At 33.2% G+C, this 22,856-nt stretch carries 19 protein-coding genes; 4 read left to right on the forward strand and 15 right to left on the reverse strand.

Annotation, left to right across the window (positions count from 1 at the left end; genetic code table 11):
- Positions 1–138 precede the first annotated feature (138 nt).
- Entirely contained in the window at positions 139–1,884 is a 1,746-nt protein-coding gene (locus GQ46_RS07760; RefSeq protein WP_082041722.1) for a DUF4375 domain-containing protein, read from the forward strand.
- A gap of 338 nt (positions 1,885–2,222) precedes the next feature.
- Here GQ46_RS07760 and GQ46_RS07765 read toward each other — a convergent pair whose 3' ends face one another.
- From GQ46_RS07765 to GQ46_RS07810, 11 genes are all read right to left on the reverse strand, one after another.
- Complete coding sequence (locus GQ46_RS07765) at positions 2,223–2,756, reverse strand: YcxB family protein (protein WP_044400160.1); 534 nt, start codon at positions 2,754–2,756, stop codon at positions 2,223–2,225.
- A gap of 201 nt (positions 2,757–2,957) precedes the next feature.
- Positions 2,958–3,413, reverse strand: a complete 456-nt coding sequence (locus tag GQ46_RS07770) for an SMI1/KNR4 family protein (protein ID WP_044400162.1) — start codon at positions 3,411–3,413, stop codon at positions 2,958–2,960.
- 201 nt (positions 3,414–3,614) lie between these two features.
- Entirely contained in the window at positions 3,615–4,829 is a 1,215-nt protein-coding gene (locus tag GQ46_RS07775; protein ID WP_044400164.1) for a hypothetical protein, read from the reverse strand.
- A gap of 156 nt (positions 4,830–4,985) precedes the next feature.
- A complete protein-coding gene (locus tag GQ46_RS07780; protein WP_369793456.1) occupies positions 4,986–6,170 on the reverse strand; it encodes a DUF4435 domain-containing protein in 1,185 nt (394 codons plus the stop codon).
- 141 nt (positions 6,171–6,311) lie between these two features.
- Complete coding sequence (locus GQ46_RS17970; RefSeq protein WP_052503430.1) at positions 6,312–6,593, reverse strand: hypothetical protein; 282 nt, start codon at positions 6,591–6,593, stop codon at positions 6,312–6,314.
- A 57-nt stretch (positions 6,594–6,650) separates the two neighbouring features.
- Positions 6,651–7,811: an integrase core domain-containing protein gene (locus tag GQ46_RS07785; protein ID WP_197077344.1), complete on the reverse strand. Its 1,161-nt coding sequence runs from the start codon at positions 7,809–7,811 to the stop codon at positions 6,651–6,653.
- A 261-nt stretch (positions 7,812–8,072) separates the two neighbouring features.
- Positions 8,073–9,119, reverse strand: coding sequence for a hypothetical protein (locus GQ46_RS17125; protein ID WP_052503431.1), 1,047 nt, complete (start codon positions 9,117–9,119; stop codon positions 8,073–8,075).
- Complete coding sequence (locus GQ46_RS07795; RefSeq protein WP_044400168.1) at positions 9,107–11,104, reverse strand: Piwi domain-containing protein; 1,998 nt, start codon at positions 11,102–11,104, stop codon at positions 9,107–9,109. Before GQ46_RS07795 ends, GQ46_RS17125 begins: the two co-directional genes overlap by 13 nt.
- 702 nt (positions 11,105–11,806) lie before the next feature.
- Positions 11,807–12,382: a hypothetical protein gene (locus GQ46_RS07800; RefSeq protein ID WP_044400169.1), complete on the reverse strand. Its 576-nt coding sequence runs from the start codon at positions 12,380–12,382 to the stop codon at positions 11,807–11,809.
- Between the two features lie 386 nt (positions 12,383–12,768).
- Entirely contained in the window at positions 12,769–13,542 is a 774-nt protein-coding gene (locus GQ46_RS07805) for a hypothetical protein (RefSeq protein WP_044400173.1), read from the reverse strand.
- 190 nt (positions 13,543–13,732) lie between these two features.
- The gene (locus GQ46_RS07810) at positions 13,733–14,515 is read right to left on the reverse strand and encodes an HAD domain-containing protein (RefSeq protein ID WP_156133120.1); all 783 of its coding nucleotides are present in this window, start codon (positions 14,513–14,515) and stop codon (positions 13,733–13,735) included.
- A gap of 155 nt (positions 14,516–14,670) precedes the next feature.
- Here GQ46_RS07810 and GQ46_RS17400 point away from each other — a divergent pair, with 155 nt between their 5' ends.
- The 3 genes from GQ46_RS17400 to GQ46_RS07820 all read left to right on the forward strand — a co-directional run bounded on the left by GQ46_RS17400 (position 14,671) and on the right by GQ46_RS07820 (position 16,217).
- Positions 14,671–14,814, forward strand: coding sequence for an integrase core domain-containing protein (locus GQ46_RS17400; RefSeq protein WP_082041723.1), 144 nt, complete (start codon positions 14,671–14,673; stop codon positions 14,812–14,814).
- A gap of 105 nt (positions 14,815–14,919) precedes the next feature.
- Positions 14,920–15,810 carry a CPBP family intramembrane glutamic endopeptidase gene (locus tag GQ46_RS07815; RefSeq protein ID WP_044400180.1) on the forward strand — a complete coding sequence of 297 codons (891 nt, stop codon included), beginning with the start codon at positions 14,920–14,922 and terminating at the stop codon, positions 15,808–15,810.
- 2 nt (positions 15,811–15,812) lie between these two features.
- Positions 15,813–16,217 carry an OsmC family protein gene (locus GQ46_RS07820; protein WP_044400185.1) on the forward strand — a complete coding sequence of 135 codons (405 nt, stop codon included), beginning with the start codon at positions 15,813–15,815 and terminating at the stop codon, positions 16,215–16,217.
- Between the two features lie 326 nt (positions 16,218–16,543).
- On the opposite strand, the gene GQ46_RS07825 is transcribed toward GQ46_RS07820, so the two are convergent.
- The 4 genes from GQ46_RS07825 to GQ46_RS07840 all read right to left on the reverse strand — a co-directional run bounded on the left by GQ46_RS07825 (position 16,544) and on the right by GQ46_RS07840 (position 22,715).
- Positions 16,544–17,020: a hypothetical protein gene (locus GQ46_RS07825; protein WP_044400186.1), complete on the reverse strand. Its 477-nt coding sequence runs from the start codon at positions 17,018–17,020 to the stop codon at positions 16,544–16,546.
- A gap of 11 nt (positions 17,021–17,031) precedes the next feature.
- The gene (locus GQ46_RS07830; protein WP_044400190.1) at positions 17,032–17,292 is read right to left on the reverse strand and encodes a hypothetical protein; all 261 of its coding nucleotides are present in this window, start codon (positions 17,290–17,292) and stop codon (positions 17,032–17,034) included.
- Between the two features lie 107 nt (positions 17,293–17,399).
- Positions 17,400–17,876, reverse strand: a complete 477-nt coding sequence (locus GQ46_RS07835; RefSeq protein WP_082041724.1) for an Hsp20/alpha crystallin family protein — start codon at positions 17,874–17,876, stop codon at positions 17,400–17,402.
- Between the two features lie 333 nt (positions 17,877–18,209).
- The gene (locus GQ46_RS07840) at positions 18,210–22,715 is read right to left on the reverse strand and encodes an ATP-binding cassette domain-containing protein (RefSeq protein WP_044400194.1); all 4,506 of its coding nucleotides are present in this window, start codon (positions 22,713–22,715) and stop codon (positions 18,210–18,212) included.
- Positions 22,716–22,856: the final 141 nt, after the last annotated feature.

The raw sequence follows: 22,856 nt of genomic DNA on the forward strand, positions 1-22,856 counted from the left end.
ATTAATTGCTAGTTCTAGCCTACTTACGAAAGTCCTCGCGGACTTTCTATCTGTGATTTATTTGCTAACTTTAGTGCTTAAACCACGCAACTAATCTTATACAAACACGTTAGCTATAATGTTGAACAAACATCGAGAATGAAAAGAATACTTACCATTTCAATCATAATGATAAACCTATTAAATATATTCGGTTGCAAAGCCCAAAACGAAAGTGCCCCTTATTGGGAATTTAATAAAACTGAACATTTCCGACCTGAACTGAACAAAGGCGAATTCTTTAAATTAAGTGGTTATGATTTTGGCTGGTTTGTACTTGAACCAATATCGAAATTTGTAAAGGACAAGGAGTACGAAATTGAGCGTGGAAAATCTTTATCATATGGACAGAAAGCACTTTATTATTGGTGGTATTTAGATGCTCAAGTTACAAATGGTGGATTTGTTCAATTCTACTACAATGGTTATGGACCATATGTTCCAACAATAATTAAAGGACTGGAACATATTGGAGATACTGAAATGGCAAATCTGGTTAAAAAAGCAGATAAAATCTATCAGAAAAACAAAAAGCTAATGGACAAAGCACAAGAAAGTGACTTGTTTGATAGCGACCTTTACGATAGACTTGATGAAATGTCTTTACTTGATGACAGTTACTATGAAATGAATGAAAAGACAATGTCTTTAATTGAAACTTATATTCGTGAAAACCCAAACGAAATATGTCTTGACGAAGATGGAAAAGAATTTGATATAACTTTTACTGGTCTTTGCAAGACCTTTTATGCTGACAAAACAGTCAAAGAAGAGTTTCTGCTTGAACAAGGTGTAATAAATGGAGAATTCAAGTCTTTTTATGAAAACGGAAAACTAAAAGAAAAAATAGATTACAAAAAAGGAGAACAAACTGGAGAGAAAGAAGAATTCTATGATAATGGTAAACTAAAATATCAAATAACTAAAAAGCCATCAAAAAATATCTTTGTGCACGAATGGTATTATGACAATGGAAATCCAAAAAAACTTGAGTCAAAACTTATTGATAAAGATGAAAGAATTGGAGATTATAAAGAATGGTATGAAAACGGGCAACTTGCTGAATCTGGAAATTACAAATCAGCATATGAACGTAAAGGAGAATGGTTAGAATTCTATGAAAATGGAAGCAAAAAAGTAGAGGCTGAATTTGTTAATGGAGAATACAGACTTAAAAATCATTGGAATGAAAAAGGAGAACAAACTTTAACAAGTGGAACTGGCTATAGTCAGTTTTTTTCAAAACCATTTTTTAAAGATGATGTACCTGAATTCCATTATCGTGAATACAAAAGTTTTGTAGCTCACGGAGTTTGGAAAGAACTTAAAAACGATACTCTTCAAAGACTTGTAAATTATCAAAATGGAAAACGTCACGGTAAAATGGAAACTTTTTATGAAAATGGAAATCTAAAAGAAGAAACTATCTATGAAAATGGAAATTCTGTTTCCACCAAAAAGTTTCGGAAATATAAAAACCCTAAAGTAAAAACATTTGTTGTTTCAAGAATTTGTAAAGGATGCTATGAGGATTATGAAGAATATCAATTACCTGACAATGAACCAAAACCCTTAAATGATTTGGAATTGACAGAGAATTTTAAAGCCGAAGTTTCAATATTCGAACCTTATGGAGACGACCATATTATGTTTTATGGCTATTATGTATTCGTTAATGAAAAAGGATTTATAGATGAAATCAAGTTTGCTGTAGCAGACAATATGTGGTTGGATGAACAAGTAAAATCAAGTATGGCGGAATTGAAATTTGAACCTGCAATAATAGAAGGGAAGCCTATTAAAAGTATACATTATGTTCGGTATAAATTAAAACTGATTGAATAAAACACTATAGCTAACAACGTGTAAAATTAATTGCTTGGGCAAGTGCCTACTTGGAAAATTCCTTCGGAATTTTCTCGCGTTCGTTTATGTTTACTAAATTAGTTGCTTAAACACGCAACTAACCATACACAATACCGTTAGCTACAATTTTGTCTTGTCCTGAATTAGGGCTACAGGTTAACATTGCATTTATACTGTTAATTTACCCGCCTGCCAGACGGGTAGGTATACCCTATTTGGTATTTTAAAATCTAAAGATAAATGTAATCTTATTGCGTTGTATGAATTAATTGCATTTTCATTTGTTTTTTACCACAGTACTTTGTTGGCGGTAGTTTTTATTTCCATTCCCAATCTAAATTTTCAGAAATTGGAATATTCAATTCATTCCATTTCTTTTTAATTTGTTCCAAATTATCAATTCCATTTTTAGACACTACAAAGGAGGAACCGTTTGATAGTTTTATAAAAAAATTGTTTTGAGTTTCGTCAATTTGTTCAGTTTCCGATATTTTAGTTTTTCCTTCTCCAGTTTTGTCCTCTGTAATTAGATATTCAGCCGTAAATTCCATTGTTTGTTTTTCTCCAATATTCTTTGAGTAATTGTTCTTGACAATTTTTGAAAAGTGATTTCTTAATTTGGATTTATATAATTTATCGAAAAAGAATAAAGTTAATATAACTGCGATTCCGAGTATGATTGCAAACTCAACATTGTTTCTGTTATACATATTCATTCCAATAAACAAAAACACACCAACGAGAATATATTTCGTCGTATTCATTAGTTTTCTCGTTTTCCTATTTTCAGATATCGAGAATAAATGGTAGTCTATAAAATCTTTTTCTTCTAATATGTATTCTAATTTCATTGGTAGGTTTTAATGTCTTGTCCTGAAATATGCCTACAGCTTAAAATTGAATTTATGCTGTTAATTTACCCGCCTGCCTGACGTGTAGGTATACCTTATTTGGTGTTTTAAAATCTAAAGATAAATGTAATCTTATTTCGTTGTATGAATTAATGAATTTTTACTTGTTTTTTACCACAGTACTTTTTTTTACAGCGTTTTTTAATATTCATTTTCCATTGTTTTGTCAATCCAATCTATGAAATTTTTCCAGTTATAATTTGGGTCAGATTCAATTCCATTAGAGTTATGGTCAAAAATAATCACAGGAAATTCAGATCCAGAACTGCGATTGTCAAAACACCAAAAATCTCCATTATCATATCTAAAAGGAGTTAGATATTCAGGATATTCCAAGTCAGAGTAGTCTTTTAGAATTTCCTCTAAATTCATATTTGGACCAAGTTCCTTATTAGCCCAACCAAACCCTTCAAAAGAAAAATCTCCCATTGGAATTTCATTACAATGTTTTAATTGAAAGTCAATATATGATTTTGAAAATTTACAATTATACTTTGCAATTAAATTATTTAAATCCGATACATTAGGTTTTGGTAAGTGTTCGGGAAATGCAGGTTCTCGGTCAGAATATTTTGCTTTTATATCTTCAAATGTCATTTTGGTCAAATTGTGTACAACGTGTTGTATGTGATTTGTGGCGTTGTTTAAGCACCTAATTTAGTAAATAAAAACCAAATAGACCCGAGCGAAGCGAACTGGCTAAGCAAAAGCCGTGAGACACGAGCAAAGCGAACTGGCGCCAGCAATTTTCGTAAGTAGGCGATAACCAAGCAATTAATTTTATACGGCTGGCAATAGTTATTTCACGTTTTGTTCAAATTTCACGGACTCTTTTCCATTTGTAATTACAATATTATAGTTTCCTTTTTTTAATCCGAGACTACAATTTTCTGTTTGGTTTTTTACTTCCGTTATGTCAATTGGAACAGCCAAGTTTATATCTTCTCCTTTTTTGAAAGCTAAAACCATAACTGGAAAGTCAATTTGAATAGCGTTTAGTGAAATAGAAATTTTTTCATTACTACTTTCAAAGAGCCAATTAGGTCTACCATCAATATAGTTTGTGTTTGGATGAAAAACAGCTATGTCAGTCCAAGCGTCTCCACGCCCATATTTTAATGGATTATTATCTTTATCAATTAATACTGATGACTCTTTTATATCTAATGCTTTTAAAAGAGGATGATTATATTCAGGTTTACTTTTCTCGCTATAAAGGACTTGATTAATAGTTAGAGGATTTATTTCTGTATATTCGGTTAATCTTCCAGCCATAGCTTTTTCCCAAGATTTATGAATTCCTTCTAAAGCGTGGTCAAAACCACAATGAATTATAAATTTTTCATTCGGTTTAGAGCTTATTACTTTTTCAATATTTTTTGCTTGTTCAATCTCTCTTGGTTTACCACTTCCTTTTCCCATATTCTCATATGCAAATAATTCATATCCAATGTCTAAAGCTTCTCTGACTAAATCTCCAAATTGAGGGTCTTTTATATAGTGACCTGTTTTATGAATTGGATATTTTCTACTATTTAGTGTTGAATCTAAATACTCTCCATTACTTAATGCTTCAAGACCTAAATTTTTATATCCATTATCGAATAGTTTTTGAAGTAGTGATTTTGTGAATACGCGATGAAAAGAATTGTGATGTGCTTCATTTATTATTACTACTTGATTTTTCTTTGACTGCTCGATAATATAGTCTGTAGCTTTAACTTTAGAATACTTTTGATTTATTGAATCTATTTGGGTTTGTGAATAGCTTTTTTCTCTTGTTCCCATTGCCAAGTCCCATTGAATTAAAGCGTTTTTATAATCTCCCTTTGTAGCATAATCAGAAGCAGAAATTTGATGTTTCCAACGAACGGTGTCTTTAGCGATTTTGTCTTCTATTTCAGAATAAAATTTATAGTCGGTTTTAAAATCAATTTTTTCAATTACTCTTTTTTCTTCTTTACAAGAGGTAAATAAAAGAATGATTGTTAATATGTAGAATGTTTGTCTCATAATGTCGCGTCCTGAAATAGGGCTACAGGTTAAAATTGAATTTAAGCTGTTTTTAAATATACCATATTTAGGTGTTTTAAACTCTAAAGATAAATGTAATCTTATTTCCTTGTATGAATTAATGAATTTTTACTTGTTTTTTACCACAGTACTTTGTTATGTGGCGTTTTTTACTATTCTTTCATCAATTGCCTTCGATATTTTTTCACTTATCGAATTATTTCTTTTAAGAAGCGTTACAACTAATTTCAGATAGCCTCTTTTATTTTTTACGTCAGTTAATTCGCAAATATTTGAATTTGGGATTAGTGCATTTTTTAAATTAAATACTCGAAGCATACTAACGAAGTCTTTAGTGTTTATAATCTGTTCAAACTCTAGTCGTATTCCGTCATAAATTTCCTGCTTGTTTATGGAAGTGAAATTAGCATCTACTTCTCCAATAACTTCTCCAATTTCTCTTGTCTCGAAATTTGAAGCTTCAATCATTTTTCTTCTTAGAGCTTCTTTAAAATGTAAAAGTACTTGACTCTCAAGTTGAGAACTAAAAAAGGATAGCAGATTAGTTTTTACAGCTTCAAAAACCTCATTTGCATTCTTTCCCATATGTTCACAAACAGATTTCACGACATCTTCAAGAAGCAAAAGATTTTCTGATTCGGCAACATCAAGTACCCAAATTGACTTAGCGTTTAATCTAACAACATCTTCATTTACTCTTCTATCTCGGTCAATAATTCCAAATGATTCTATGTGGTGGAATCCATTTTGTTCGTTAAATGATTTAACGGAATGTATTACCTTCTCACAGCTTCCTAAGGATTTTAATGTGTAATCTGAATATATCTGATTATAAAGTTCATAATCGATACTACTATTGTCGCCTTCTAAAAATACTACAGGTTTACGACTACCTAAAACTTCTAAGTACAATTGTTCTGGAATTGGTGTTTCTTCAGCAAGAATTTCATAATCCCAAACATTAGAGCCATCATATGATTTTGCCCAAATTTTAGTTGCAGTTTGACGAGAGAAAGCAAAATCAATATCGTGAGTTAAATATACAAATGAACAATCCAATCTTTCATTTTCAATCAAATCAAATAGTTTTTTTACTAAAGATTTATGAATGTGCATTTCGGGTTCGTCTATAATTAATATAGAGTTTTCTGGTGCGCAAACGACTTCTCCTATAAGATAGAAAATAACTCTTTCTCCATCACTCATCTCTGTAGCATTGTAACTATTTCGCTCTTGACCTGCTGGATAGGTTTCAATTACTCCTGCTTTTTTTAACAGCCTTCGATGGGGTAATGTTGCTTCCCAAATTTTTTGTACTATATCTAATTTTGTCGTTGGCTTTTCAGAACGACCTTCTTTATAACTGAGCGATTCTTCGTACTCTTCGGTATGTAAAAATACTAAAAGTTTCTCATAATCATTTAATAAAAATGTGCTAAAATTACTTCCCCATCTAAATGATTATTTATTATTTAATTGTTGTTGTTCAGTTTTATTTTCTTGATAGTAACCATACAAAAATTCTTTTGTTGCTCTTTCCTTGGATTTAGGACTAACTTCTGCTGGGAAACTTAGTGACTTTTGAGCAGAAATTCTATGTACTTTTTTTAGATTATTTTCTTCAATTCTTGAGCCAAATCTTGTCTTTCCAGAGCCATTTGCACCTACAATAACTAATTGTTCAAAATCAATCTCTGGATTAGTATTAGCCAGTCCTTTTTTTGTTGGTAATGTTATTCTCATAGTTGGTTTTTAAATGTTCGTTAAGATACATAGTTTACACAAGTTATAGATTAGACTTTACACTAAATTGGTTTCTAACCTTATTGATTTTTGTTTTGTTCTTAATTCATTTTCGTTAAAGAAACCTAAAAACACGTTTCTATAAAATACTTTCCAAATACCATTTCCTTGATCTTCTATTCCTACATGTTTTCCCTTTAATGCAGCTGTTAGATACACCCAATAATAAGATTTCCATCTTATAGCACCATTTTGAGTTACTTTAATCACTTTATAGTTAGACTCGTAGTCAAAATTAAGTATTTTTTCAGGAAAAGGTCTTGCAGAAAAATCATGCACAGAAGCAGGTGTTTCCATTCCCAGAGCTTCATGTGGTCTAATATGATTATACTCCTTTACAAAGTGATTTAAACGTCTTTGTTGCGCCTTTAAATCAAAGGCTGAAGGTTTAGCACAAGCTGCCTTTAAATCTCTGTGCATGCGTTCATGTCTTCCGTTTTGTTCTGGGTGAGCAGGATCGGAAAACACGGGATTTATACCAAGTTCAATAAACCAATAGGATAGCTGTGTGTATCTCTGGATGGCTCTTACAGAACCAAAGGGACTACCATTGTCTGTATGGATTTGTTTAGGAATACCATATTTCCTAAAAACCCTTGTGAACTCTGCTTTTGCTGAAGCCAAATTTTCTTTATAATGCCCTTTAGCAGTAAACAAAAAACGGCTTTTAGAGTCAGCAATGGTTAATGGATGACAATAGATTTTATTACCCATTAAGAACTTTCCTTTGTAGTCTGCACTCCATACTTCATTACATGCTTTTGGATCGAAAATAGGGAAGACTGGCTTGACTCTTCGCATTCGTTTTTGGGGACTTACTAACCCATGTTTTTTGAGGATGTTATGCACTGTCAAAATAGTTGGAATAGTTTCATCTGGATAATCGTTATACAACAATTTCCATATTTTTTTTGCACCCCACAGCTTATACTTCTCTTTCAAATTGAGAATGCTTTCTACTACTTTTTCATTGGTTGCGTTAGGATGCAACCCTCTGGGTTTTCTCGATAATTCTCGTAGCCCTTCATAACCATCTTTCTCAAATCTGGCTATGATTTTATAAGCAGTTGGCCGTGATATTTCAAAAGCTTTACATAGTTCTGTAATGGTGTATTTTCCAGTTCGCCATTCACAGATAAATTCAATTTTTTGTTCCATAATCGTTGTGTCTTTCCAAGGCATAGCAATCTGAATTTTGGTTCAAATTGCAAGTTAAAAAGTGTAAACGATGTATCTATAACTTTGTAAAGGATGTTTGTATAACGTACCAAATTGTGCCTAACGTTTAGTATATGAAAAGTAGGCGATTTAGATGGACTAATCTTACGGTTAAACACAAATTTTCATGCGAGCTAAAACCCTTAATTTTATTGATGTATCGCCTATTTTTTATATACATTGTTACCTGCAGGTTTTCTTTTAGTTTACAACTATAACTTCGACATTGTAATTGTGTTCTCCTTTTGTCCGTTCACCATTTAGGTCGTTAAAATTCGATATGTCTCTTGTCTTTTTAAATGGGTCATATACAAAACAAAATAATTTTTCAAGCCAAATACATTTGTGATATGATTCAAAATCTACTTTAAGTTCTTCGATAAAATGTGTTTCATTAGAATCCTTTTCTTTTATCATTTTAACCTCAATTAGAATTTTTTCCTCTCTTAGTATTAAATCTATTTTTGTAGACTTACCTCCAACTTTAGGAATTGGGTCTTCGTCTCTCATATTTGGAAAAAACGACTTAACTATTACATAGAGAATATCTTGTACATCATATTCATCTTTTATTTCAAATTCGGGATGACCTTTCCTTCTGTTTTTGATGATTTTTTGTACTGCATTTGGAAAGTTATAAAATATATCGCGTAAAACTTCCTCTGGACTCTTAGAGATAAACATAACTTCCAAAAGTTGATTTTCGATATCTTCTAGTAAAAGTAAAGTATGTATGTCAAGGTCAGTATTAATAATTGCAGTTAATGCATTATTTGTGTTTTTATCTGAAACATCATTAATTCCAAACAATTTATTTGCTAAAACTGAAAATGGGTTTGTTAAATCAATATTTAGATTTTCAATTAATAAGTTTTTTAGAGAAGGCTCAATTTTGCTAAGAAAAAATTGCTCTTTTATGTCTCCTCTTTTAAACCTTTCAATTAGTTTATCTTCTAATTGGTCTTTTGCTCCTAAATATAATCCTGCAAATTTAAATATGTTTGAAGTAGCATCAATACCTTTTATTGGTGGTTTAGAGATAACTGAAATTATTTTTTCGTGAGAATCAGGTTTATTTAAATAACCATCTAATGCTACAGACTCTTCAGGAGAAAGTTCAAAATTGATATTTTCTATTTGAGTAGATTGAATTGAAGATGAAGCATATAAATATGCAACAGTTTCAATATTATTATATTGAGAAATTTGTGTTTTATTATTTTTTATTATTTCTCTTAAATAAACCATAATTTATCTTCTACAAATTTTAATCTATCGTAATCCCAATTATCAACTTTTTTAAGTTCTTCTGTCATTTTAGCCATTAATGATGGATACATTATCGTTACTGTTCTCTTGGATGGCATATAACTTCGATGTGATAAATGGGAGAACCAATATACTTGCTTTGCGATATAAAACATACTGGTAAAAGTTGACCGTTTGTCAATATCTATTTTTAATGGAAGGTCGCTATTTTTTACGAAATGTAAAATTGCTGAATGCTTACTAAGTTGAATGTAAGAACCTGCCATAATATCGTTTCTGCCATCATTGTAGTATAGTCGAAAATTGTGACCATAGGCTAAGTGTACTAAAGCAAATTCAAAATTATAATCAGAAAGGCGTTCTTTAAGATTGTTAATTGCCTTGATTTCATACTTTTCACTTGCAGATTTGAATAAATGGAAAATTAACCTAAATGTTCCTGAATTTTTCATTTCTTCTACTAGAGGTTTTAAAGTTTCAAATAAATGATTCTCTAAGTTTTCTGCATAGTTATCAAATGAAGACAGAGGAGAACAGTTACCTGTCATATATCGGCCATCATTATGAAAAATTTGCGCAATACCTAAAACAAATTGTCCATCTTTTGAAATAGTTGAACCAATTCCAATAACTAACTCATCCTTTAATTTGTCTTCTTTTTCTATAGTCCACGCTGTTCCTCCTAACTTAGCATATGAATTCAGAGCTATATTAGTCATTGTAAATGCACCTAAATTTTGTCTGATTGTTTCTATTTGCAAGTCTTGGGTTGGAATACCATTACCTATTAATTTCGCTTTACATTTGAAATATGGAGAAAGGTTATTTGATAATTTTTCTTGAAGTTGGTTTACAATTACATATACCAAATTACACTCAAGTAATTCTTTATCATAAATAGCGTGTTCATATGACTTTAGGTCTGAATCAGGGATTTTTAGGAAATAAAAACTTAAGTGATTAAAGTGAAATACTTCCTTAAGTTTTGACTCTATTTTTTTCGCAAAACCTTCTGTTTCTCCTTGGTACTCTGAAGGACAAATAATACCTAGTTTAATATTCTTATTTTGGTATTGCTCTAAAGAATATGGCATATAAGTTTTAACCATTTGGTCATAATACCTTAAACCTTGAGTATTTTTTCGGTTGCTATAAAAGTACCTTTGTGGTTTATGTATGATTTCTGATTTAATGATATCATTTTCAAATGGAAGATACCTTCTAGTTATTGATGATATATTCAATCCAAATGGGAGCTCTATTCTATTCTTACTATTCTCTAGCCAATTATAAAATTTGTTTATAATTTGGAAAGAAGTAGAATTTTGATTCTCTCTCGTTCTTGTAGATTCATAATTTTCTGTAGCACCTCTCGACTCTAAAAATCGTTTGATTGAATGTCTATTTGCAAAAATTATATCTTCTTTTCCTTTTAAACCACTGGTGTCGATTCCATTCTTTTCAAATTCTTGTTTAGTCCAAGTAAATCTATTTTTTAATGAACTAGATAGAGTGAAACCTAATAGTAACTTCTCTTCTTTATAGCAAAAGTATGGTGAAAAATGCACGACACGATTAATCTCTAACCCATTAATTGAGTTTTGAAGTACATCTTTTGAAGAAATTATTTCCCAAGTATTTGAGTATTTGTTTTTAAAAATCCGATAGGAATCAGTTTCTTTCAATAAATCAATAACGCCATTTTCAATAATACGTGATAGTATTTTCGGGTTATCATCTAAATTGATTTTATAATCAGGTAATTGTTTGAACTCACTATTTAACTCATTGACACTCCAAACAAGTATTTTGTCATTTTCTCTATAAAAAGTACATTTTTTATTAGAATCTCTTAAACTTACAAAATCTTGTTTGCTTTGATAATCAGAGTAATTCAGTGCTTTTGCAGAGACTTCTTTTAAGTCAATTTCTACTTGGTAAAAGTTTAAAAAAAGTCCACTCATTTATTTTTTAGTTCTAATTGTTAATTTTAGTTCCACTTGCAGGTAACGTTTGGTGTAAGGATAGTTGCGTTTATAAGCCACTAAAATAGTAAATATTAACGAACCAGAGGAAAATCCGCAGGATTTTCCGAGTAAGAGAGGACCAAGCAATTATATTTACACATTGTTGTGTACAGTGTTTTATATTTTTTTATTCCATTTACCGCACTGAAAGTCAGCTTTTGGCAACATTGCAATTTGCTTTAAGCAGCAGTTTTAGAGTCCTGTTTTTTAGCCGTAATTGGAGTAGAGCAGTAGTCGGCAACAGTTGCGCATTTAACTTGTCAGAAAAGGATTGAGTGGTAAATCCGTTGTATTGCTCCGTTTTGCTTTTTAATCCGTTTACAAGCCCTTATTTTGCGCAATAATTGCGCGTTAATTTTTTTTGATAAAAATTAATGCCGTTTTGATTTGGGTTTAAGAGAATTTGCTTTTTTGTGAGCCGAGTGAGGCATTGTACACAACGGTCGTGTATAAGAATAGTAGGGCTGAAAAAGTGCGCTAACCATTCGGATGAAACACAAGCCTAATTTTTAAATTTTTCTTATTATCTTTTTGTTCAATAAGCCAAATTTAAAAATTTGGCGACCTTGCAAATGCGCACGAACCATTCGGTTTTGCTACAATTGCCCTATTATTTTTATACGATGTTACCCAACGTTTTTATTCATTCAGTTTAAGCCATTTTCCATCGTAAAACTCTATAAATTCAATTCCGTTAATATTAGAATAAACTATTCTTTCAATTTCAGTGGATTCAGAACAATTTTGAAAAACTAATACATTTTGAAATTCAAATTGATTAATTGATATATCAGTTAATCTTTCTTGAATAGATAAGTTAAATAGTTCTTCACAAGCTAAATCGAATAGCCCATTATTATCTGAATTTTCGCTTGTTATTCCTAAAGAAAAGTAAGTGAAATTGTCAGCAGTTAATTCTAATTTGATTAGAATGTCTTTAGATTGAAAGTTTAAAAAATTTGTTTCCTCCTCATATTCAGTTAATCGACAGCTTTCTGGTCCAGCTCTGTTCGTATCAATTATGTTTTCTTTCGGTTGACTGTTGGCGATAAATGTATTTCCTTCGTCATCTATAAAGCTTAATTCTTGATATGATTCATAAGGTATGAGAGATTTTTCAAACTCATTTAATCTATACGATTCAACTATTTCATCTTCACATCCACAACCATAAAATAGTAAAGTAACTGTAATTAAGAATAATATTTTTTTCATAAATAAAGTGGTTTTATTGTAGATGTAAAATTTCGTTTAAGGTTGCGTTCAAATGTTGGGTAACGTGATTGTATATGGCTCGTAGCGTGTAAATTAGAAAATTATTTTCGGATTAAGCACAAGCCGGATTTTTAATTTTTACTATTTATCTTTTTTATTGGAAAGTCGTCAAATTTAAAAATTTGGCGACTTTCCAAATATGCCTTAACTTCGTTTAAGCAACTGATTAGATATGAGCTATATACGTTGTTACAAGCTGGCCTTTCTTCCAGTTTTATAGTATTCTTTTTTCGTTTTTTTCTGTCGATAATATGCAACAAATATCAATGACAACGGAAAAAATAATATTATTAAAATCCATTTAAATATGTTCAAAATCAAGTTCATTATCCAAATATTGAGTAAATGAAGACCAAATTGACAATTAATGTAAATCCAATTGTTGCAAGCATTGTCTGTTTAGAAATCTTTAAAATATTTCTAACTGCCTCTTTACAGTTTAGAAATAGAAATCCTCCAAAAAAGAGCAAAGTCATTACATAAACAGCTGGCGAAACCGTTGGGAAAAGATTTTCGAGTGCAGGTATTCCAGAAGGTTGCCTTCCTAAATTCATAAAGAAAAGGACAATTGCATTAAATCCAGAATAAGTCAGAAATATTGAGAGCAAAATCCATCCAATTTTGTTTCTTTTCCAATATAGAATTACTGCTATTGGCAATATAATTATCGGGAAGAAATATTCTATCATACTTAAATCCCAATCTGAAATTCCTTCGTGAAATATTATTTGGAACATTCCCAACTGTTGGTAAAGTCGATAAATTGCTAAACCACCAAAAATCAGAATTGTTAGCCTTATAATTTTTTCTGGTGTTTGAATTCCATTTTGTATCGGATTTATCGTATCAAATAGAGTAGAAGCGTTCTTTCCGATTTTTTTCTCAAACTCTTTTCTTTTCTCAATCTCACGCTTTTTAGCGTTTTCTTTTTCGGTTATTTTGGCTTTAGCTTGATTTAATTCCTGCTCGGTAAGTTGTCGGCTTGCAATTTCCGTTTTGGCTGTTTCGACTGCAATTGGATTATATTTTTCCGATTCCGAAATAATTTTTAATAGTTCGCTATTTGACAGCTTTTGGTATAATTCAGTAAATTCGGTCATTAAGTACGAATGTTTTTCTTGGCTTGCTTGTAACGTTTGGTGTAAGGATAGTTGCGTTTATAAGCCACTAAAATAGTAAAAATGGAACGATCCAGAGGAAAATCCGCAGGATTTTCCGAGTAAGAGAGGACCAAGCAATTATATTTACACATTGTTAGCTACAGTTTTTTGTTTTTCAGAATATTAATTGCTATTCTATGCTAAACATTTGTGGTGGTTCAATTCCAATATTTGGTAATGCATCGTGCATAGCTCCTCTTACAGAATTCATTATTTTATACCTTCTACCTTCAGAGTCAATGCCAACATTCAGAATTGTTATTTTTAGTTTTATGCCTTTTTCCTTATAATCATTTATCCAAGATTGAATTTCAGATTCAATATCCTTTAAAACTTTATTGTCTTTTAATTCAATGATTTTTCCTCTTTTTAATATTGCAGAGTTTGATAATTCGACCTCTATAGTTAAATCAGAGTAAATACCATCTTTACCATTTCCAAGAATAAACCTATTCGTAACTACTGTTTTCCTATTTTTCATTTTTTCAGTCGCTTCATTTAGCCTTTCTAAGTCAAACCCTTTTATTAAATCAGTCAGAATTAGTTTCTCTTTTATTCCATTTTCCAATCCGTTTAGAGATTTGTCATCATCGATAATCAGAAAATCAGATGGCTTATATTCCGCTATAAATTTTTGGACTTCTTCTTTTCGGTTTTTGCAATCTGCATATTCAGGCAAAAATCCGACGATTTCTTTATTTATTCCACGATTTTTAAAAATCAAATTGAATTCAGTCAAAGTTTTAACGGTTCGACGAGTTGAGCTTAACCAAATGTCAAATTCCGTAAGAGTGAGAAATTGGTTTAAGTTTTCAACACAAGATTCATTAAATTCAGAATATCCATCCGAGTCAATTCGGTCGGCTTTCCACGATGGATTTGTTATTAAAACTCCATCTAAATCTAATATCAAAAGTTTGTTGTGTCTCAAATGACCCGTCCTAAATAAAGGCCACATCATTTTAAACAATTAGTATTGACAGAAGAAAATCATTGCTATGAAATCGTAGCAAAGCGCAGATTCGTGAATTCCTATAAAACCAAATACTAAATCATGAACAAAAGGCAATGGCAGAAAAAGTTAACGGGATGCTTAAAGACGCATTTTATCGCGACTACACTTTTTCTAATATGGCCCACGCGAAAAAAGCCACAAAAAACGCCATTAATTCATACAACGAAATAAGATTACATTTATCTTTAGATTTTTAAACACCAAATAGGGGTTACCTACCCGTCAGGCAGGCGGGTAAATTAATTTTAAACTGTAGCCATATTTCAGGACGGGACAATTGACCTAAAATAAACCAAATAATCATGAAAGATCAAACCGAGAATAAACTTAAGCCAATTGGAATATTTCTTTCAATCACTTTTGCTTTAAGCGCAATTTTCTACTTCCTCATTATCTATTCTGGAAAATTGGGCGGAGGCGCTGGCCAATATGTAATGGGACTTATGTGGTGCCCTGGGATTTCTGCCTTGATTACGATGAAAATCTTGAAAAGAAACATTTCTGACCTAGGTTGGAAGTGGGGAAAGACAAAATATCAGATTAAAAGTTATTTGATTCCATTACTCTATGCTTTTATTGCCTATATAATTATTTGGAGTTTTGGTTGGGGAAAATTTTACAATGATGAAACGGTAAGTTGGATAACAAAATCATTTGGACTTGGCGAAATTAGCGATGCATTTAGCATAGTATTATACTTCCTTTTTGTTGGCGTTTTTGGTATAATCGGTAGTATGTCATCCGCATTAGGAGAGGAAATTGGTTGGCGCGGATTTTTGGTGCCAGAGCTCTATAAAAGTCAGGGTTTTTCAAAAACTTCCTTGATTACTGGACTTATTTGGGGGGTGTGGCATTTACCAATTTTATTGTTTGCAGATTATAATAGTGGAACACCATCTTGGTTTGCAATGCCATGCTTCATGGTAATGATAATCAGTATAAGTTTTGTATACACATGGTTTCGCATAAAATCTGGAAGCTTATGGACGGCTGTAATACTTCATGGAAGTCATAATCTGTTTATTCAAAGTATTTTTACCCCTTTAACAGAAGATACAGGAAATACAGCTTATTATGTGGACGAATTTGGAATTGTACTGCCAATTGTCGTAATTGGTTTTGCAATATACTATTGGAGCGAAAGGAATGAATTAAAAACCATGTCCCTTAACGAACCACTAAAAAACCAGTAATTATGAAGTATTTTAGTAAAGCCAGTTCTTCTTCAAAAAATAATGCTTCAATAAACATTAAGGAATCGAAAATTATTTTTGGTACTACTCCTGAATCCGCTGATAATTTGCCAAACCCAGCCGAATTATTTTTAGGATCATTTTCAGCTTGTCTTCTTAAAAATGTTGAACGCTTCTCTGTTTTAATGAATTTTGAATACTCAAATGCTGAAATAACAGTTAATGCAACACGTCTTGAAAAACCGCCAAGGATGGATGAAATAAATTATGAATTAAAAATTTATAGTCAAGACAGTAATTTAAATATTAATTTACTCAAAAAGAATATCGAAAAGTTTGGGACGATATTTAATACCGTTAAGGCCTCCTGCTCTGTTTCTGGTGAAATTAAAAAAATACCTGAATAAAAACAGAACTGATTAAAGCCTTTAAAAATTCATTAATTTATACAACCCAATACGATTACAGTTATCTTTAGAGTTTAACACATCAAATAGGGTGTGCAAATTAAAAGCGTAAATTCAATGTTAACCTGTAGTTATATTTCAGGACGAGACACCTTCTAAAATTAATTGCCTAGTTGCAGTCTCATTCAAAAATAAAGTGGCTGTCTAAAAAGACGAGTTCATTGTCATATTGAGCCTGTCGAAATATTTTAACCTACTGGTAATCAATATTAGTTTCGACAAGCTCAACGTGACAAAGTAAATTTAAAAGTCTTTTTAGACAGCCTCTAAGGTTTGAGAAACTCTGACTGATATTTTTCTAAAAATTTCTTCTGCCTTGCAATCATTTTTTGTCTTATTTTGTCAATATCCATAAAGTCTTTACCAAAATCACTTCCAAAAAAGTCATCATCAAAAAAATGCTTGCTAAAAAGTGAATCTTGAGAAAAAACAGTTTCAAATCCTTCATTTTTAAATTGTGAATAATTTGTATAGAATCTTGAATTTAAAGTTTGTAGCAGGCTATCTCTATCTAACGATGAAAGATTATCGAATCTGCCATTAGATGACCAAGAATAAATACTGTCATATCTAATCAAATTCCCGTTTTTGTCAAATTCTTTGTCAACTTTCCATGACCCTTTGGGTTGTTCAACGACATTCCCTTCACTTTCTTCTGTTTCTGCTTTTTTTGTTTTATTCTTTTGTCCGTTGCAACTAAAACTTAACAAGCCCACCATAAATAATAAAATATATCTTTTCATTACTTTAGATTTTAAGTGAAACTTAATTTAGGGTTGGTCAAAAATGTTTTGCACAAACCCCCAGTTTCTATCATTTTAAATAATCTATTTTGGTGGAACACTTCTGATTTGCGTTCCCCATTTTTATACCAAACACATTCCAAATAATTTTCATGATCAACCAAACCAAGTATTACATCTTTTTTTAGGACATATTTGAGAACTTGCATTTTTGGAGCGGTAAGTTTCCCTTTAACTTTTACCCAATCCCCAGGTTTAAATTTTTTTGGCATAATATTATCATTTTAAAGATTAAACATTTTTAGAAGTATAGAGGAGACCGATTACTCGGTCCCCTTCTATATACTTCATACTTCAATCAAAAAATTTAGTGAATCAGTTATGAAATCTTAATGCTTCTGGTAGGCTTTTGTTTAGCCTCTTCTTTTTTCGGCAAGAGAATACTCAAAATGCCTTCGTTATAGCTCGCATTAATTTTTTCATCATTTACACTTTCAGGCAGAGTAAAAGTTCTTTTGAACGAAGAGTAACCAAACTCTCTACGAGTATAATTTTCTTCTTTATGTTCCTTTTCTTCCTTTGCCTCTGTCGAGATTGATAATACTTGATTATCAATGTCAATTTGGAAATCTGATTTTTTAAGACCTGGAACGGCCATTTCTACCATAAAAGCATCGGCAGTTTCTTTGATGTTTACTTTTGGTAAAGTAATTCCAGTATTGAAATTTGAGGTAAATACTGATGGTAAGTCTCGATTAAATATATCATCTAACCAATTTGACAAAGTTGGGAAGTTTTGATTTGAATTGCTGTTCGCTAAACTTCGGTTTTTAGGAACACTAACTAAATTGCTCATAATTACAAAATTTTAAATTAAACATTATTTCAAATTTGAAATCTTTTACGACTTCATTAATTACTTACTCAAATAAAATACCAAAATTAATAAAGTGCATTTTTATATAATTACTTTGCTATATTAGCTGTAATATTGACATAATTATGAATAATTGTCATGTTTATGCATAAATAAATGACATATTTACATTATTTTTTTAGTTAAATACTTGAGATTTTCTCTAAGATCAACTGTTAGTGCTCGTCTAAAATATGCTATCACCAAACCTAACGGTTATAAGCTAGGCGATAGCCGTTGATTAAAACTCTAAAGTGATTCGCTCTCCTATACTTACGTCAAAACCAAGCCCACTCCTATTTTCTCCAATAAATACGGATTATGTTCAATTACCAGAATATCATTGTTGGTGCTCAGTTTTTCTAAGATGTCATAAAGCAAATCAATATCTGCATAGTGCAAGCCCGTGCTAGGTTCATCTAAAACAAAGAGTTCGTTTTTGGGTTTATCTTGTAGCCAATTCAAGAGCAATATCCGTTGCTTTTCACCCGAAGAAAGCGACTGTACCGTTTGCTCTAAACTTAAATGCGCCAAGCCAATGTCTTCTAGACTTTCAATAAATTCCAAGCGGTCTGCAGACACTTTAAAACCGGTAAACCATGCTTTCAATTCTGTGATAGTCATGGCCAGAACCTCAGCAATGTTTTTCGATTGCACGTCATGCCCTAAAAGCTGTTTTTGATAGCGCTGCCCGTTGCAGTCTTCACAGGTTTCAATAGCATTGGCGGCAATGTCCAAGCTGGTTTCAACAAAACCGCTGCCTTTACAATTTGGGCATTGGCTTTTTTTATTTTTATAAGAGAAGTCTTTCGGCTTAAGGCCGGTTTCGTTGGCAAATACACTGCTAATATCTTTCAACAAATCCAAATAAGACACCAATAAGGTATTGGCATGTGTCCTTAACTTTTTGGGTTCAAAATAATGTGCTCCTGCATAGGTTTTGGGTAAGTCCAATGCACCACAATTTACAGGCTGATTAGTATTAATACTCGGGATCAGGATGTCTTTCACTAAAGTCGTTTTTCCAATGCCTGATTTCCCTGTGAGCGCCGTAATGCCGCCAATAGGCAAGGCTAATGCGTCTTTCTCTAGTGTATGTTTAGCAAGCTTTAGGATGTGAATATGAGTCTTTCCTTCTTGAAGTTGCACTGCTTTGCTAGAAGTCTTCAAAAAAGGATGGCAATTGGCTTGTTTAAGGAAGTCTTCTGCACTGCCTTGATACATTATATGACCGCCCAATTTCCGCGCTTTGGGCCCCATTTTTAGTATATAATCTGCCGCAAGAATGATTGATTTGTCGTGTTCAATTACAATCACGGTATTTCCTTTAGCTATAAGCTCTTTCAAAATGCGAATGAGATCAGGAATATTCTCCTGCGATAAACCTGCTGACGGTTCATCCAACACATAAGTCACCCCTTTGAGCGGACTGTTCAACTGCTTGATTAAGGCAACGCGTTGGTTTTCTCCGCCAGAAAGTGTGGGTGTTTTTCGGTTGAGTTGCAGGTGATCAATATGCAATTCTTTTGCCCTGGTAATAGTATTGTGGAGGTGTGGCGCAATTTTAGAAAGGAGTTTTTCATCAATACCGTTGGTGGGACTGGCACTTTTAGCTAGCCACTCACCTAACACTTTAAAATCCATTGCTTTTATAGCATGGATAGATTTGCCAGCAATACGAAACTCCAGGCGCTCAGGCTTTAAACCACTGCCTTCACAATGGCTGCATTGCCGGTGAGAAAAGAGCGCAGTGAGAGGACTAATGTTTTTGTTTTTTCGGGTCTTAAAATACTCCTGTTGCAGGTATTGAAAAAGACCTTCCCACAGCATGCTTAACGCTTGCGTGCCTTCCCTAGTTTTCGTTTGATACACCCAGTCTGCTACCCAAACTTTGTCCCCCGTGCCATGCCATAGCATTTCTTTTTGTTTTGAGGTGAGCGCCCTAAATGGGGTTTCCAAGGTAAACCCATTCTCAACGCCCACAGCCTTAAAAATTGCCATATGCTGCCCTGCAGGATCACCATAATAGCCAATGGCTTTGTTATGAGCGAATAAACCACTGGCAATACTTTTATCTTGATCCAATACCAGCTTGTTAAGATCAGGAAGTAACTCTTGCCCAATACCTTCACATACTGCACATTTTCCTAATTCGTGGTTATTTGAAAAATGACTAGCTGACAATGCTTTACCTTCATATTGCGCCTTTCGGGAAAAGGCGAAACGCAAGATCTTGTCAATCCCCGTTTGCTTAGCAATATCTGAGCGCTGAGAATCGTTTTTTTGTTTACGCGTGATGCAAATACTAGGCGTGAGCCCTTCAATAGCATCCACTTCAAACTGAAAATTCACTCCGACTCGCGACCGCTGATACCCCGAAAATTGTTTGGTCATTTCTTGCAGCCCATAACCGTGTAAGGTATCGATAACCAAAGAAGATTTACCCGAACCTGATAGACCAGTAACCACGGATAATTGATGCTTGGGAAAGTCTAAATCTAAGTCTTTGAGTGCGTGTGTTCGTGCGCCCCGAATGGCAATGTGCTCTCGTTGCTGTGGCGTCTCTTCTTTTATCTCAATCGACTGAAACTCCAGTGCATTATCCACCCAGATATCACAGGCCAAATGAAAAAGCGGATGGTTTTCAAAGCAAAGTATGCCTGCCGTTTGATGCTTCAGTTGGTTAAGAGCCTCTAGCAACTGCACTACATTTTGTTGATGTAATCCAATGCTGGGTTCTTCCAACACTAAAAGCGTCTGTTTGGATTTCTTGGCGAAGTGTTTGGTGAGTTTAATGCGTTGTGCTTCTCCACCCGATAAGGTGTTAGAGGGTTGCCCAAGCTTGATATATCCCAAGCCCAATTGAATCATTAAAGACAGAATTTCAGTAATCTTTTTTTCCCCAGAAAAGAAGTCATAAGCGTCTTGAATACTGAGGTTATAAATAGCAGCACTGTTTTTATCTTTCCAATGCACGCGCAGTACATCAGCTTTAAATCGCTTACCATTACAAATCGGGCAAACTTGGTTGATACTGCCCATCACACTCATGGAGAGTGTGATAACGCCAGCGCCTTCGCAAGCCTCGCATCTGCCTTTTTTATTATTAAATGAAAAAGCACTTTTACCCAGATTTAAGGATTTGGCTTCAGGTGTTTTCGCAAGCAAATCACGAATTTTGTCTGCTAAGCCCGTATAAGTTGCAGGGTTACTGCGTGGGGTTTTACCAATAGGCTGATCGTTGACGGTAATACGGTTTAAATGTTCTTGTTTACAATAATTGGTAATGCCTTCCAGAAGCTCTGGGGTTTTCCTGCTCACTACCGAAAGCTTATTGGCTTGGGGCTGAAAGCTTTTAACAGACTCTATTTTAGTCTTCTTTTTAGATTTAGAAATCGTTTGCGCATTAACCATTTTGAGAGCGGATAAGGTAGGACTATTTACATGTTTAGCCTTTAAAAAATCCTTAATAGAACCGTTAAAAACAACTTCTCCTCCATGAATGCCTGCTTCTGGTCCTAATTCTACAATCCAATCTGCCGCTTGTATAAAATCCAAATCGTGCTCCACCACCATCACAGTGTTGCCGCGCTTAATCAATCGATCCAAAATATGGAGCAAATAGCGTTGGTAATTTGCCGACAAACCAATGGAGGGCTCATCAAACACATATAAAATACCTTGCAGATTACTGTTCACTTGATTGATGAGCTTGATGCGTTGTCCATCTCCAGAGGAAATAGTCGTGCTTGGCGTGCTCAGCTCATAATGTCCCATACCCAAGCGTATCAAGTCCCGTAATTTAGTAGAAATTTTATCTACCAATAGCTTTTCCCCAGCATTTAACTCTAGCTTATTTAGCTCAGAGTATAAATCGTTTAAAGAGTACTCCATCCAGGCTTGGAAATTCAATCCTTTCCATTGGTAAGTGAGCTGTTCCTTTTTGATGCGCCCCCCTTTACAGCTTGGGCATACTTTGGCACTAGAAAATTTTAGGATGTTTGGATTTCTATCCCGTTTTAAAATGTCTTGCATAATGGGAAGCATGCCTTTGTAATAGCCTTCTTCACGAGGCTTGGCTTTAATCCCTTGCCATCTTAATCGAGATTCTAAACCGTGTTTTCCATAAAATACTTTAAGGCGGTCACTGCCGTTTAAGACCACCTCTTTTTGTTCGGCCGAAAGTTCTTTCCATGGAATATCCACATTAAAACCGTGTGCCTTACAGACCTTATTTAATTCCTCAACGGTAATTTGTGAATACACGATATAGCCGTTAGGCAAAGTGGTGGTTATAGCGCCTTCCCTGAGCGTTTTATTTTTATCACCAACCAGTTTATTAAGATCAATATACTCGGCTTCGCCAATGCCACGACATACCTCACAAGCCCCTTTTGGATGATTAAAAGAAAATAATGACTTGCTCATGGTTTCATCTCCAGAGTAGCGGGCAAAAATAATTCTGAACACCGCCGCTAGCTCAGAGAGCGTCCCGAAAGTAGCATTGATGGACTGGAAGCGTTTTGACTGCTCAACCTTGATGACTGGTGGCAAATCTTGGATATCATCAACCTCAGCAGTCGGAATCATTTGTCCGTTTTGTTGGTTGTAAGCCGGTAAACTTTCTAGGTAATAGCGATACCCTTCATTAGCAATCACGCCCATGGCCAAGGAGGATTTTCCAGAACCTGACAACCCAGTAACCACGATTAAACGATTTTCAGGAATGCTTAAATCGATGTTCTTGAGGTTATTTTGATGGGCATTGGTTATTTTCATACTGTGAAACGCTTTTTTACTTTAAAGACTCAAAGGTATAAAGAATATAAGCGCTATTCAGCAAAGTCGTATTCCTTAACGACTATTAAATAACCTATTCGTTAATTAAATTTAAACCTTAAAAATTAATTAGTCGTGATT

The organism is Lacinutrix sp. Hel_I_90 (genome assembly GCF_000934685.1).
Taxonomy (GTDB): Bacteria; Bacteroidota; Bacteroidia; order Flavobacteriales; family Flavobacteriaceae; genus Lacinutrix.